This is a genomic window from Lentzea nigeriaca, assembly GCF_016907955.1.
Classification (GTDB): Bacteria; Actinomycetota; Actinomycetes; order Mycobacteriales; family Pseudonocardiaceae; genus Lentzea; species Lentzea nigeriaca.
Genome location: NZ_JAFBCX010000016.1, coordinates 47,891 through 61,934 on the forward strand (window position 1 = coordinate 47,891; position 14,044 = coordinate 61,934).

Consider the following 14,044-nt stretch of genomic DNA (forward strand, 5'->3'; position numbering starts at 1 on the left):
GACGGGTAGCCGCCGTTCTGTGAGGAGCATCGTGCGACCCTGGCCTGGAAGGCCCTACCCGCTTGGCGCTGGATACGACGGTGTGGGCACCAACTTCGCCCTGTTCTCCGAGGTGGCCGAGTACGTCGAGCTCTGCCTCTTCGACGACGACGGCACCGAGACCCGCGTGAGGCTGCCGGAGGTGGACGGCTTCGTCCACCACGGCTACCTGCTCGGCGTGGGGCCGGGGCAGCGGTACGGATACCGCGTGCACGGCCCGCACGACCCCGCGCGAGGGCTGCGGTGCAACCCCAACAAGCTGCTGATCGACCCGTACGCGAAGGCCATCTCCAACGGTCTGGCGTGGGACGAGGCGCTGTACGGGTACAAGTTCGGGTCGCCGGACGAGCGCAACGACACCGACTCGGCGCCCCACGTGCCGAAGAGCGTGGTGGTCAACCCGTTCTTCGACTGGACGAACGACAGGCTGCCGAAGACGCCCTACAACGAGAGCGTCATCTACGAGGCGCACGTTCGGGGCCTCACCATCGACCACCCGGAGATCCCGCCACGGCTGCGGGGCACGTACGCCGGGCTCGCGCATCCGGTGATGATCGACCACCTCGCGAAGCTCGGGGTGACGGCGGTCGAGCTGATGCCGGTGCACCAGTTCATCAGCGATCACACGCTGGCGGAGCGGCGGCTCAGCAACTACTGGGGCTACAACACGATCGGTTTCTTCGCGCCGCACGACGGCTACTCCGCGTTGCCGTTGAACCAGGTGCAGGAGTTCAAGGGCATGGTGCGGGCGCTGCACCAGGCGGGGATCGAGGTCATCCTCGACGTCGTCTACAACCACACCGCCGAGGGCAACCACCTGGGGCCGACGCTGTCGATGCGGGGTATCGACAACGAGTCGTACTACCGGCTGGTGGAGGACGACCCGAAGTTCTACATGGACTACACGGGCACCGGCAACTCGCTGAACGTGCGGTCGCCGCACACGTTGCAGCTGATCATGGACTCGCTGCGGTACTGGGTCACCGAGATGCACGTGGACGGGTTCCGGTTCGATCTCGCGGCGACGCTGGCCCGCGAGTTCTACGACGTGGACCGGCTGGCGACGTTCTTCGAAGTCGTGCAGCAGGACCCGGTCGTGTCGCAGGTCAAGCTGATCGCGGAACCGTGGGACGTCGGGCCCGGTGGCTACCAGGTCGGCAACTTTCCTCCACTGTGGACGGAGTGGAACGGCAAGTTCCGGGACACCGTGCGGGACTTCTGGCGGGGTGAGCAGGCGACGCTGGGCGAGTTCGCGTCGCGGATCACCGGCAGCAGCGACCTGTACCAGGACGACGGGCGGCGGCCGTACGCGTCGATCAACTTCGTCACGGCGCACGACGGGTTCACGCTGAACGACCTGGTGTCGTACAACGAGAAGCACAACGAGGCCAACGGCGAGGACAACCAGGACGGCGAGAGCCACAACCGGTCGTGGAACTGCGGGGTCGAGGGGCCGACCGACGACAAGGACGTCCTCGAACTGCGGGCGCGGCAGCGGCGGAACCTGATGGCGACGATGCTGTTGTCGCAGGGTGTGCCGATGATCCTGCACGGCGACGAGTTCGGGCGGACGCAGCACGGCAACAACAACGCGTACTGCCAGGACAACGAGGTGTCGTGGGTCGACTGGTCGTTGCTCGAGACCAACGCCGAGCTGGTCGAGTTCACGTCGGCGCTGGCGGCGTTCCGCAAGGCGCATCCGGTGTTCCGACGCAAGCGGTTCTTCGCGGGGCGGCCGATCCGCAAGGGCGAGGAGCTGCGCGACATCGCGTGGTTCACCCCGTCCGGCGAGGAGATGACCGAGCAGAACTGGGAGGACGACTTCGGCAAGTGCATCGTCATCTTCCTCAACGGTGAGGGCATCCCGGACCTCGACGCGCGCGGCATGCGGGTGGTCGACGACTCGTTCCTGATGGCGTTCAACGCACACCACGAGGACATCGAGGTGACGTTGCCCGAGGCCGAGTACGGTCCTGAGTGGACGGTGGTCGTCGACACGGCGACCGGCCACGTAGGCAACGGGGAGAAGCCGGTCGTCGCGGGCGGGCAGCTGACCCTCACCGCGCGGTCGCTCGTCGTGCTGCAGCGGGTGGGCTGATGGGCGCGCCTTCCTCCACGTACCGCGTCCAGTTCACCCCGTCGTTCACGTTCGCCGACGCCACCGCCATCGCCGACTACCTGGCACGCCTCGGGGTCGGCGCGCTGTACGCGTCGCCGATGCTCGACGCGCGCGAGGGGTCGACGCACGGCTACGACGTCGTGGACCCGACCCGCGCGCGGCCCGAACTCGGTGGCGACGACGGCCGCAAGGCGATGCAGAAACGCCTGTCGGAGCTCGGGCTCGGGCTCGTCGTCGACATCGTGCCGAACCACATGGTCGTGCCGAACCCGTGGTGGGACGACGTGCTCGCGCACGGGCAGAACTCGAAGTACGCGCGGTACTTCGACATCGACTGGTCGTCCGGCAAGGTCCTGCTGCCCGTGCTCGCGGAGGACGCACAGGACGAACCGGGCGAGCACTTCGTCAGGGTGAACTGGCGGCGCGGCAACACCGAGCTCAACTACCGGCGGTTCTTCGACATCACCGAGCTTGCCGCGGTCAGGGTCGAGGATCCGGAGGTGTTCGAGGCGACCCACCGCGAGGTGTTGTCCTGGGGCGTAACGGGGTTGCGGATCGACCACCCGGACGGCCTGGCCGATCCTGGCGGCTACTTCCGGCGGCTGCGCGAGCACTTCGACGGCTGGCTGGTCGTCGAGAAGATCCTCGGGCCGGACGAACCGCTGCCGCAGAGCTGGCCGGTCGACGGCACCACGGGCTACGACGCGTTGCGCGAGATCTGCGGTGTGTTCATCGCGCCCACGGAGGCGTTCGCCGGTGACTTCCACGAGGTCGAGCACGCGTCCCGGCAGCAGGTCGCGGACTCGATCCTGGTCGCCGAGGTGCGCCGGATCGCGCGGCTGGTGCAGGGTGTGCCGTTCGAGGACGCGTGTCAGGCCGTCGCCGAGGTGATGGTCGACTTCCCGGTGTACCGCTCGTACCTGCCGGAAGGTTCGAAGTACTGGGAAACCGCGGTGCAACGCAGCAAGTCGCCTGCCGTGCGGGCGTTGGACGACCAGGTGCGTGCCGATCCGCACGGCGAGCTGGCGACGAGGATCCAGCAGACGTCCGGCATGGTCGTCGCGAAGGGCACCGAGGACACCGCGTTCTACCGGTACACGAACTTCGTGGCGCTCAACGAGGTCGGCGGCTCACCAGACCGGTTCGGGATGCCCGTCGAGGAGTTCCACCAGCGCGCGGCGATGCGGGAGGCGCAGACGCCACAAGCCATGACCGCGCTGTCGACGCACGACACGAAGCGTTCGGAGGACGTCCGGGCGCGGCTCGCGGTGCTGGCCGAGATGCCGGAGGAGTACCTGGCGTTCGAGGCCGCGATGTCCGAGAAGCACGGTATTTCCGAACCGTCGCTGAACCGACTCGCGTGGCAGTCGCTCGTCGGCGCCTACCCGATCACCGAGGAACGCCTGGGGCAGTACCTGGAAAAGGCGTCCAGGGAAGCGAAGATCAAGACTTCCTGGGTCGACCGGAACGCCGAGTTCGACGCCGAGGTCGCCGCGTGGCCCGCGAAGGTGCTGAACGAGCCCGAGGTCGCCACGTTCGTCGAGCGGATCAAGGCGCCGGGCTACTCGAACGCGTTGGGGCAGAAGCTGGTCCAGCTCACCGCACCGGGCGTGCCGGACGTCTACCAGGGCACGGAGTTGTGGGAGTTCTCGCTGGTCGACCCGGACAACCGCCGGCCGGTCGACTACGCGGTCCGCGCCGAGCTGCTGGACCGCATCGAGTCGGGCCGGCTGCCCGAGGTCGACGACTCCGGTGCCGCGAAGCTCCTGGTCGTGCAGAAGGCCTTGCAGGCCCGCAAACGAGGACTGCACGGCTACCGACCGTTGCGTGCCGAGGGCCCGGCCGCCGGGCACGTGCTGGCGTTCGAACGGTCCGGGGTGATCACGGTGGCGACCAGGCTGCCGGTCGGGCTGGCGCGGCAGGGCTGGCAGGGCACGGTGCTGCCGCTGCCGAGCGGTCCGGGGTGGACGGACATCCTGACCGGACGGCCCGCGACGGAGGACTTGGTGTCGTTGCTGGAGACGTATCCGGTGGCGTTGCTGGTGCGCGGCTGACCGCGGGCACGTTCAGCTCGGCGAACAGGGCCAGCGCCTCGGTGCGGTGACGCAACGCCTCCTTGTGGCGGCCCGTGCGGGACAGGGCGGCGGCGAGGCCGTCGAGGGCGCGGGCCCGCTCGTACCGGATGCCGGTCTGCGAGGCCAGTTCGAGGGCCCGCTCGTGGTACGGGCGGGCGGAGGCGGGGCGGCCGAGGGCGGTCAGGGTTTCGCCGTAGCGGTTGAGGGCCTCGGTTTCCACGCTGAGCTCGCCGACCTCCCTGGCGAGCTCCAGTGCCTCCTCGTGGTGTTCGACGGCCAGCTTCGTGAAGCCCAGCTTCTGCAGGACCTGGGCGAGGTACGCGAGGCCGTACGAGCGGTTGGAACGGTCGTCGAGCTCGTCGAAGATCGCCAGCGCCTGTTCGTAGTGGGTGCGGGCGGCGTTCCACTGCTGCAGGCACTGGTGGGTCTCGGCGATGTTGGCGAGCACCGCGCCCTCGCCCTCCCGGTCGCGCACCTCGCGGCGGATCGCGAGCGCCGGGCGGTAGTGGGCGAAAGCTTCGTCGTAGTAGCCCAAGCGGTGGTAGATGATTCCGACGTTGCCGAGGGTCGCGCCCTCGCCGACGCGGTCGCCGAGCTCCCGGCGCAGGGCCAGTGCGCGCAGGTAGAGCTGCAGGGCCAGGTCGTAGTGGCCCAGCCGCTGGTGCACGTTGCCCATGTTGTTGATCGCGGCGGCCTCGCCGGCGCGGTTCCCGGTGTCGTGGTGGATCTCCAGGGCGCGCGCGAAGTGGTCGAGTGAGGCCTCGTGGTCGCCCAGCCGCCAGTGGACGCGGCCGAGGTTGTGCAGTGCGGCGCCCTGGCCCTGGCGGTCGGCCGTGTTGAGCACGTGCTGGTAGAGGGTGATGGCGTCGTTGTGCCGGCCGGTCATGTCCAGGTGCCTCGCGAGCGTCGTCATGAGCCGCGCGGTGTGGCTGTACCAGCCGTGCCGGGCGGTGTGGTCGGCCACCGCCACCAGGTTCGTGTGCTCTGCCTCCAGCCACGCCCTGGCATCGGTGACGGAGGCGGCGGGGACGCACTCGTGGCGTTCGGCGGGGTTGAGCGTGTTGCGCGCGGCCGCCGCCGTCTGCAGGTAGTGGTCGAAGAGGCGGGTCAAGGCCTCGCGTTGCGCGGACTTCGGTTCCTCGTCGACCACGCGGGCGGCGGCGAAGACGCGCACCAGGTCGTGCAGCTCGTACCGGGACGGCGTCTTGAGCTGCAGGAGGTGGTCGGTCAGCAGGTCGTCGAGGTGGCGTTGTGCCAGGCCCCGATCGACGCCGGCCAGCGCGGCGGCGGCCGCGGCGTCGAAGTCGTGGCCGGGGTGCAGCGCGGTCAGCCGGAACGTGCGCTGGTGTCCGGCGGGCAGGGCGCGGTAGGACAGGTCGAGGGCCAGCTCCACGCCGCTGTCCAGGTGCCGGAGCTCGTGCCGCTCGGTCAGCCGGAGCAGGTGGTCGGCAAGTGTCCAATGAGGACGATCGGCGATGAGGCCCGCGACCAGGCCCAGTGCCAGTGGTAGCCGGCCCACCAGCTCGCCGATCCTGGTGGCGGTCTCCACGTCGGCGGCGACGCGGTCCGCGCCCGCCCTGCGGCGCAACAGGTCCAGCACCTCTTCCTGGCCGAACGCGGTCAGGCTCAGGCGCGTCCCCGGCAGTCCCGGCAGCACGCGGCGGCTGGTGATCAGGACCAACGCGTCGGGGCTCTCCGGCAGCAACGGCCGCACCTGGTCCTCGCTCATCGCGTTGTCCAGCAGCACCAACGCTTTGCGTCCGATCAGCAGCTTGCGGAACGCCGTGCTGCGGCCGGCGAGGTCCAGGGCGTGGATGCGGTCGCCGGACATGCCCAGCTGTCGCAGGAAGCCGTCCAGGACCGCGGCGGGATCGGCGGGAGGCCGCTCGGGATCGTAGCCGCGCAGGTTCACCGAGAGCTGCACGTCCGAATACTTTCCTTGGCACAGCAACAAGTGTGCGGCACGGGTGGCGAGCAACGTCTTGCCGACACCCGCCATGCCCTCGATCACGACGGCCTCCGCGGCGGTCAGGATCAGATCCAACTCCGCGGCACGGCCGGTGAAGTCGGTGACGTCGTCCGGCAGCGCGCCGCTCACCCGCACGATCTCGGCCTCGGTCGCGACCCCGGTGACCACCTGGTGCGCCAGCCGCCATTCGGCCGCTCTCGCGTCGTCCTCACCCAGCAGCACACGTGCGATGTGCACCACTAGTTCGACGTCCATGCGTGCCCGCCCGGCCTGGAAACACCGGAAAACCGTGTTGTAGGAAGGAAGTTCGGCGATCCTCCTGGCTCGTCGGAAACTCACCACCCGGCGATGGATCTCGTGGTAACTCACGCCCGCCCACGACTTCAACGCACGCAGCCGGCCGGTCAGATCTTCGAACGTTCGTGCCCCCTGCGGTCCGGGAGGATCCCCCACCGGCCCGCCTCTTTCCTCTCTGGCCACCCGTTTTCTCCCGTCCCCCCAGGAGGGTTTCAACGTACTGAGGCCGTCGGCGACTGTCACCCGGCCAGACCGCTCAGTGGTCGAAGTTGGTCGAGAACGGTGACGGGGGAGGGGCCAGTCGGCACTGTCGGCCGCGGTGAACAGCTCAACAGAGCGAGGGGGAATCGCGAAAAGTGAGACTCATCAAGAGATCCCTGGCCGTGATGGCCGCGGTGAGCTTGGCGACCGCGGGGCTGGCGGCGCAGGCTCACGGGGATGACACCGACCCGCCCAGCACCAGGATCGTCGGCGGCAACGTCTCGCCGACGAACGCCTACCCGTGGATGGTGTCCATCTCGCGGCCCGGTGTGTTCGACCACTGGTGCGGTGGCACGCTGATCGACCCGAACTGGGTGCTGACGGCGGCGCACTGCGTCAGCGGGCTCACCGCCGCCAACTTCAGCACGTTGATCGGTCAGACCCGGATCTCCGGCGGCTCGGGCGGCGACGTCCGCACCGTCGCCGAGATCCGGGTCCACCCGCAGTACACGAGCGCCAGCGGCAGCGGCTTCGACGTCGCGCTGATGCGCCTCAGCTCGGCGTCGACCAAGGCGCCGCTGCAGATCGCGACCTCGGCCGAGCGCGACACGTGGATGCCGAACGCCACCGTGCGCACGATGGGCTGGGGCGCCACGTCCGAGGGCGGCGCGGGCAGCAACGACCTGCGTGAGGTCGACGTGCCCGTCCAGCCGGACTCGACGATGTCCAGCGCGGCCGCCTACGGCAGTACGTTCAAGGCGGACACGATGCTCGGCGCGGGCCCGCTGGCCGGCGGCAAGGACAGCTGCCAGGGCGACTCCGGCGGCCCGCTGCTCGCGGGCACCGCGCGCGGCTGGCGGCAGGTCGGCATCGTGTCGTGGGGCACCGGATGCGCCCGCCCGAACAAGCCCGGCGTCTACACGAGGATCGGCGACCAGTCGACCAACGACTGGGTGCGGTCCAACATCCCCGGCTCGTTCGCCGACGGTTTCGCCAGCAAGTCCGGCGACTTCAACGGTGACGGCCGTGACGACATCGTCACGTTCACGCGTGGCAGCTCGGCGGACGTGTACGTGGCGCTGTCGAACGGTTCGTCGTTCGTCGGCACGGCGGTGAAGTGGCACGACTGGTTCGCCGCCTACGACGAGGTGCCGCTGGTCGGTGACTTCAACGGGGACGGCAAGGACGACATCGCGACGTTCACCCGTGGCAGCACGGCGGACGTGTACGTGGCGTTGTCGACTGGTTCGTCGTTCGTGGGCACGGCGGTGAAGTGGCACGACTGGTTTGCCGCGTACAACGAGATCCCTGCGGTCGGTGACTTCAACGGGGACGGCAAGGACGACATCGCGACGTTCACGCGTGGCGGGTCCGCGGACGTGTACGTGGCGCTGTCGAACGGTTCGTCGTTCGTGGGTACCGCGGTGAAGTGGCACGACTGGTTCGCCGCGTACAACGAGATCCCACTGGTGGGTGACTTCAACGGCGATGGCAAGGCGGACATCGCAACCTTCACCCGTGACGGCTCGGCCGACGTGTACGTAGCGCTGTCGAACGGCTCCTCGTTCGTGGGTACCGCGGTCAAGTGGCACGACTGGTTCGCGGCGGGCGCCGAGTTCCCGGCCGTGGGCGACTTCAACGGTGACGGCAAGGACGACATCGCCACCTTCACCCGCGGCACGTCCGCGGACGTGTACGTGGCCACCTCGAACGGGTCGTCGTTCGTGGGTACCGCGGTGAAGTGGCACGACTGGTTCGCCGCGTACAGCGAGATCCCCGGAACCGGTGACTTCAACGGTGACGGCAAGGACGACGTCGTGACGTTCACGCGCGGCGACGCGGCCGACGTGTACGTCGCGACCTCGAACAGCTCCTCGTTCGTGGGCACGGCGGTGAAGTGGCACGACTGGTTCGCCGCCTACGCCGAGATCCCGGCGGGTGGCACGGCCTGGTGACCTGATCACCCTGCAGGGGGCGGTGGCCGCGGCCACCGCCCCTCCCCGCGTTACAGGTACTAGCGTGTGTGCGGTGACGTTCTCGGTCTGGGCTCCCACGCCCGAGCAGGTCCATGTCCGCGTCGACGGCGTCGACCACGAGATGAAGCGCGACGGCGACTGGTGGCACTCAGACGCTGTTGGGACGGACTACGCGTTCGTCATCGACGGCAAGGCGTATCCGGACCCGCGGTCGCTGTGGCAGCCCAACGGGGTGCACGAGGTGTCCCGCGTGTACCGGCACGAGTTCGAGTGGACGGACGGCGCGTGGACCGGCCGGGCGTTGCCGGGCGGTGTGATCTACGAGCTGCACATCGGCACGTTCACGCCGGAAGGCACGTTCGACGCGGCCATCGGGAAGCTCGACCACCTGGTTGATCTCGGCATCACGTTCGTCGAGGTCATGCCGGTCAACAGCTTCGACGGCGTCGAGGGCTGGGGTTACGACGGCGTGCTGTGGGGCGCCGTGCACGAGCCCTACGGCGGCCCGGACGGGTTCAAGCGGTTCGTCGACGCCTGCCACGCGCGGAACCTCGCGGTGCTGCTCGACGTCGTCTACAACCACCTCGGGCCGTCCGGGGCGTACCTGGACAAGTTCGGGCCGTACTTCGCCGGCCGCAACGACTGGGGGCCGGGGCTGAACCTCGACGGACCGCACTCCGACGAGGTCCGCCGGTACGTGATCGACAACGCCCTGCAGTGGTTCGGGGACTTCCACGTCGACGGGCTTCGGCTCGACGCGGTGCACGCGTTGGCCGACCGGCGTGCGGTGCACATCCTCGAAGAGCTCGCGGTCGAGGTGGATGCGCTTTCGGCAAAACTCAATCGTCCGCTGAGTCTCATCGCCGAGTCCGACCTCAACGACGCGAAGCTGGTGACAGCGCGCGAGGGCGGTGGCTACGGGCTGCACGCGCAGTGGTCCGACGATCTGCACCACTGCCTGCACGTGGCGTTGACCGGCGAGACTTTCGGCTACTACGAGGACTTCGCGGCACCGGGCGCGCTCAAGAACACGTTGGAGAAGGTGTTCTTCCACGCGGGCACCTGGTCGTCGTTCCGCGAGAAGCACCACGGCAAACCGGTCGACACTGCGCTGATCCCCGGCCACCGGTTCCTCGCGTACACGCAGAACCACGACCAGATCGGCAACCGGGCAACCGGTGACCGGCTGCCGGCGACCGTGCCGACCGGGAAGTTGTTGTGTGCTGCGGCGTTCGTGCTCTGCTCGCCGTACACACCCATGATCTTCATGGGGGAGGAGTGGGCGGCGAGCACGCCGTGGCAGTTCTTCGCGTCGTTCCCCGATCCGCAGCTGGCAGAGGCCGTGCGCACGGGCAGGCGGCGGGAGTTCGCGCGGCACGGCTGGGGCGAGTCGGACGTGCCGGATCCGATGTCACCGCACACCGTGGCGAACTCGCGCCTCAGGTGGGACGAGGCGCGAACGGGTGACCACGCGAAGGTGCTGGAGACGTACAAGGCACTGATCGCGTTGCGGCGCTCCCGGCCGGAACTCGCCGATCCGCGGCTGGACAGGTTCGCGGTGGAGCAGGACGGGCTGTGCTTCGTGCTGCACCGCGGGACGACCCGCGTGGTGGTGAACCTCGGCACGACACCCGTCCCGCTGCCTCACGGCGAGGTGTTGCTGACCTCCTCGGCGAACCCGTCGTCGGTTTCACCGGAGTCGTTCGCGGTTGTCGCGTTGACGTGATCCCACAACAGCTGGTCGGACGGCTTCACCGGCCTGCCCAGATGAGCGTGCACGAACGCCGCCACCAGCCGGTCGGCGGCGACGTGCAGCTTGATGTTGTGGTGCTGGGACACGTGCACCAGCAGCCCGAACGCCTGCTGGGGTGTGCAGGGCTTGCGTGCGGCGATCAGGCCCGTGGCCTGCCCGATGACGGTCCGGGACACCAGAGCTTTGCGCAGCCCTGCCACCTCGGCCTCGAGGGCGGTGATTCTCGCGGACGACACCGCCGGCTCCTTTCACGTCGTCATGGTCACAGCGGCATGCCGGTGAGACGACGGGCTCGGGAGCGCTCGAAAAGGCGGGACACACCCAGAGCAAGCCGTCTCATCGGCTTGCGGCTGGGTTCTCAACCGCGAGTGATCACCTTATCAACTGTTTCGGGCGGTGCTCGCCGGGTAACCAATCGACGTAGCTGACCACGTACTGAAGGAGCCTGATCCATGGGTGCCGACGACAAGCTCAGCAACAAGGCTGAAGAGATGAAGGGGCGCGCCAAGGAGGCCGTCGGCGACGCCACCGACAACGAGCAGTGGCAGGCCGAGGGCCGCGCCGAGCGCGCGAAGGCCGACATCAAGCAGGCCGGCGAGAAGGTCAAGGATGCCTTCCGCTCGGACAAGTAGCACCGTCAGCGCCGCCCAGTTCGTCCCTGAGGGGAAGGGCTGGGCGGCGCTGCGTTCCGCGGCCTGCGAGTGCCGTGGTTGCGAGCTCTACAAGGACGCCAAGCAGACCGTCTTCGGTGAGGGGCCGGTGCCGGCGCCCCTGATGATGGTCGGCGAGCAGCCAGGCGACCGCGAGGACGTCGAGGGCCATGTGTTCGTGGGCCCGGCGGGACGGTTGCTGGACAAGGCGCTGGCCGCCGCGAAGATCGCGCGGGACGAGGCCTATCTCACCAACGCGGTGAAGCACTTCAAGTTCACCGAACGGGGGAAGCGCCGGATCCACCAGCAGCCCCGGCGGTCCGAGGTGGTGGCGTGCTTCCCGTGGCTGCGCGAGGAGATCAGGGTCGTGCAGCCACGGCTGATCGTGTGCCTGGGGGCCGTTGCGGCGAAGGCGTTGCTGGGGTCGTCGTTCAAGCTCACCGAGCACCGCGGCGAGGTGCTGGAGCAGGACGGGTTGAAGATCGGGGTGACCGTGCACCCGTCGTCCGTGCTGCGGGCGGAGAACTGGGCCGAGGCCTACGAGGCGTTCGTGGCCGATCTCAAAGCCCTGGGGAAGTCGCTGTAGGAAGTCCCGGTGGAAACGGGACAACCCCCGGACGACTCCCGCGTGAGCGGGCCGAGCGGGACCAGCGCTCGAAGTCCGGGGGCCGGGTGGCTGCCTTGGTTTACGACTAGGCGTCACCGAGGACTGGTCCTAGCGGACAGCCACCTCACGAGTCCTGTAGCTATACAACTTTGGACCACCTCCTCTCTTGTGTACGACGAACCTATGTCGTGATCCGCAGGCGTCGCAACGGAGTTTTCAAGTGCTGTGCTCCCAACCCCTGCCGTCCTGCTTTCGTGTCCAGGCGGGCGCATCGTGGTGCCGCCCGGTGTCGTACTGGGCGCGCAATAGCCGGCCTGGGTTGGGGGCACAGCACTTGCCCTCGCTGACTTGCGCGTTTCGCGTAGAATCCGCAGACATGGTGCGCATTCCCCTGACGTCGACGGAGCGGGAGCGCGGCAGGCGGCTCGGACAGTTGCTGCGGAACGCCCGCGGCGAGGAGAGCATGGTCGAGATCGCGGCCCGTGCCGGGTTGTCGGCCGAGACCGTGCGCAAGATCGAGACGGGACGTGCCCCCACACCGTCGTTCTTCACCATCGCCGCGCTCGCGGGTGCGCTGGGCATCTCGCTGGACGCCATCAACGAGGTGCTGGCGCCGCAGAGTCGCTCGGCTTAGGGGCCTCCCTCGATCGTGGGTGATTCACCTCGGGTGAGTTACAACGAAAGTCGGTACCACCCGGAAATCCCTGAAGTGAACCTCTGAAATTCATTTCAGCGGTGATCGCTGCGTGCCTGGCGTTCGCACCGTCGGGGGCTTCCTGCGGTGCCCGCGGCACCGGCGGAGCAGGTCAGCAGGGGCTGAGATGCTGCAGCGCGCGGCGTCGTGGCCGACCGCGAACAACGGTGGCCGCGTGCCGTACTGCATGGAGAAGTACCGGAAGGACGGCTATCGGCAGGATTGTTCTGGTTATGTGTCGATAACCGCGAAAACTGGGGAACGGAAATCCCACCTGGCCTACGAGCAGCGCGGCGGGTTCGGCACCGACCACCGTCCGCTCGGGTACGGCCTCGAGCCGGACAGCGAGTACCGCGCTGTCCGGCTCAAGAACGTCACCAGGTGACCGGCATGGCCAGCGGACCCCGCATGGCCATCCCGGTCCGCCACCGCGGTTCCCCGGCCAGTCGCAGGCCGGGGAACCGGTCGAGGATCGCCGTCAGCGCGACCTGGAGGTCCATCCGCGCGAGCTGCGCGCCGATGCAGTGGTGCGGACCGTGCCCGAACGTGAGGTGTCCCTTGGCGTTGCGCGTCACGTCGAACCGGTCCGGGTCGGGGAACTGGCGCGGGTCGCGGTTGGCGGCGTGCTTGGCGAGCAGCACGGGCTCGCCCGCGAGGACGGTGCCACCGCTCAGTTCCACGTCCTCCAGCGCATAGCGCGGCAGGATGTCGCTGATCTCCTGGGCCGGGATCCAGCGCAGCAGCTCCTCGACGGCGGACGGCATCAGGTCCGGGTCCGCGCGGAGCAGGGCGGCCTGGTCGGGGAACTTCAGCAGCGTGTACACGGAGTTGGCGATGTGGGCGGCGGTCGAGTCGTACCCCGCGCCGAGCAGCAACACCGTGAGCTGCACCAGTTCTTCCGCGGTGAGCCGGTCGCCTTCCTCCTGCGCCACCACCAACGCGCTGATGAGGTCGTCTTCCTGGTGCTCGCGCCGTTGGCCCGCGAGCCCGGCGAGGTAGGCCGCGAGCTCGCCCAGCCTCGCCATCTTCTCCTCGTCGGTCATCGCCGTGATCGACATGAACGCGGCGGCGAGGTCCTGGAAATGGTCGCGGTCGGCGTACGGCACCCCGAGCAGATCGCAGACCATCAGTCCTGGCAACGGAACCGCGTACGCCGTCACCAGATCGGCAGGCGGACCGGCCTTCTCCATGCCGTCGAGCAGCTCACCGGCCGTGCGTTCCGCACTGGCCCGCAACTGTTCGACGCGGCGGACGGTGAACGCGTGCGCCAGCAACCGGCGCAACCGGGTGTGCTCGGGCGGGTCGAGGTCGGTGAGGATCGCGCCCATCCGTTGCGGGCCCATCCGCGGTGTGTCGCGGACGGCGGCCTGCGCGAGGCTGAACCGCGGATCGCCGAGCGCCAGGCGGACGTCGTCGTATCTGGTGAGCAGCCAGCCTTCTTCGCCGTGCGGGAGCTTGACGCGGGCGAGCGGCTCGGTGTCGCGGAGCAGGCCGTACGTCGGGTCGATCTCGAGCCCGTCCACCGGGCCGAACGGGTAGGAACGCGCAATCACGTGCATCCTCCAGAGCGTTGGTAAACGGTTTCATCCGAGGCTTGACTGGTCTTGACCGCTTGTGGGGGCCGTCCTAGGCTGCGCTGGAAGGTACACCTCCGATCTTTGTTC

The 14,044-nt window shown here is 68.7% G+C and carries 10 protein-coding genes and 1 pseudogene; 8 read left to right on the forward strand and 3 right to left on the reverse strand.

Features of this window, described 5'->3' with window-relative positions; translation table 11 throughout:
- Positions 1-31: 31 nt before the first annotated feature.
- Positions 32-2,137: a glycogen debranching protein GlgX gene (glgX, locus tag JOD27_RS36300; RefSeq protein WP_204766866.1), complete on the forward strand. Its 2,106-nt coding sequence runs from the start codon at positions 32-34 to the stop codon at positions 2,135-2,137.
- A complete protein-coding gene (treY, locus tag JOD27_RS45465; protein ID WP_239570571.1) occupies positions 2,137-4,212 on the forward strand; it encodes a malto-oligosyltrehalose synthase in 2,076 nt (691 codons plus the stop codon). Before glgX ends, treY begins: the two co-directional genes overlap by 1 nt.
- Before the next feature lie 34 nt (positions 4,213-4,246).
- On the opposite strand, the pseudogene JOD27_RS36305 reads toward treY, so the two are convergent.
- A pseudogene (locus JOD27_RS36305) lies at positions 4,247-6,457 on the reverse strand (tetratricopeptide repeat protein); the annotation flags it as partial.
- A gap of 398 nt (positions 6,458-6,855) precedes the next feature.
- On the opposite strand from JOD27_RS36305, the gene JOD27_RS45470 reads away from it, so the two are divergent.
- Both JOD27_RS45470 and treZ read left to right on the forward strand, forming a co-directional pair.
- A complete protein-coding gene (locus JOD27_RS45470; RefSeq protein ID WP_307830535.1) occupies positions 6,856-8,655 on the forward strand; it encodes a trypsin-like serine protease in 1,800 nt (599 codons plus the stop codon).
- 73 nt (positions 8,656-8,728) lie between these two features.
- Positions 8,729-10,402 carry a malto-oligosyltrehalose trehalohydrolase gene (gene treZ, locus JOD27_RS36315; protein WP_204766868.1) on the forward strand — a complete coding sequence of 558 codons (1,674 nt, stop codon included), beginning with the start codon at positions 8,729-8,731 and terminating at the stop codon, positions 10,400-10,402.
- Here treZ and JOD27_RS36320 read toward each other — a convergent pair.
- A complete protein-coding gene (locus JOD27_RS36320) occupies positions 10,321-10,665 on the reverse strand; it encodes an ANTAR domain-containing protein (RefSeq protein WP_204766869.1) in 345 nt (114 codons plus the stop codon). The genes treZ and JOD27_RS36320 overlap by 82 nt on opposite strands.
- A 216-nt stretch (positions 10,666-10,881) precedes the next feature.
- Between JOD27_RS36320 and JOD27_RS36325 the strand changes: the two genes are divergently transcribed.
- The 4 genes from JOD27_RS36325 to JOD27_RS36340 all read left to right on the forward strand — a co-directional run bounded on the left by JOD27_RS36325 (position 10,882) and on the right by JOD27_RS36340 (position 12,765).
- Positions 10,882-11,061 (forward strand): CsbD family protein, encoded by a 180-nt coding sequence (locus JOD27_RS36325; RefSeq protein ID WP_112226137.1) that lies wholly within the window; start codon positions 10,882-10,884, stop codon positions 11,059-11,061.
- On the forward strand, positions 11,039-11,665 hold the full coding sequence (locus JOD27_RS36330; RefSeq protein WP_204766870.1) for a UdgX family uracil-DNA binding protein: 627 nt from the start codon (positions 11,039-11,041) through the stop codon (positions 11,663-11,665). The genes JOD27_RS36325 and JOD27_RS36330 overlap by 23 nt, the downstream gene beginning before the upstream one ends.
- A gap of 397 nt (positions 11,666-12,062) precedes the next feature.
- Complete coding sequence (locus JOD27_RS36335) at positions 12,063-12,320, forward strand: helix-turn-helix domain-containing protein (RefSeq protein ID WP_204766871.1); 258 nt, start codon at positions 12,063-12,065, stop codon at positions 12,318-12,320.
- Positions 12,321-12,507: 187 nt separating this feature from the next.
- Positions 12,508-12,765: a hypothetical protein gene (locus tag JOD27_RS36340; protein ID WP_204766872.1), complete on the forward strand. Its 258-nt coding sequence runs from the start codon at positions 12,508-12,510 to the stop codon at positions 12,763-12,765.
- Here JOD27_RS36340 and JOD27_RS36345 read toward each other — a convergent pair.
- A complete protein-coding gene (locus tag JOD27_RS36345) occupies positions 12,755-13,939 on the reverse strand; it encodes a cytochrome P450 (protein ID WP_204766873.1) in 1,185 nt (394 codons plus the stop codon). The genes JOD27_RS36340 and JOD27_RS36345 overlap by 11 nt on opposite strands.
- Between the last annotated feature and the right edge of the window lie 105 nt (positions 13,940-14,044).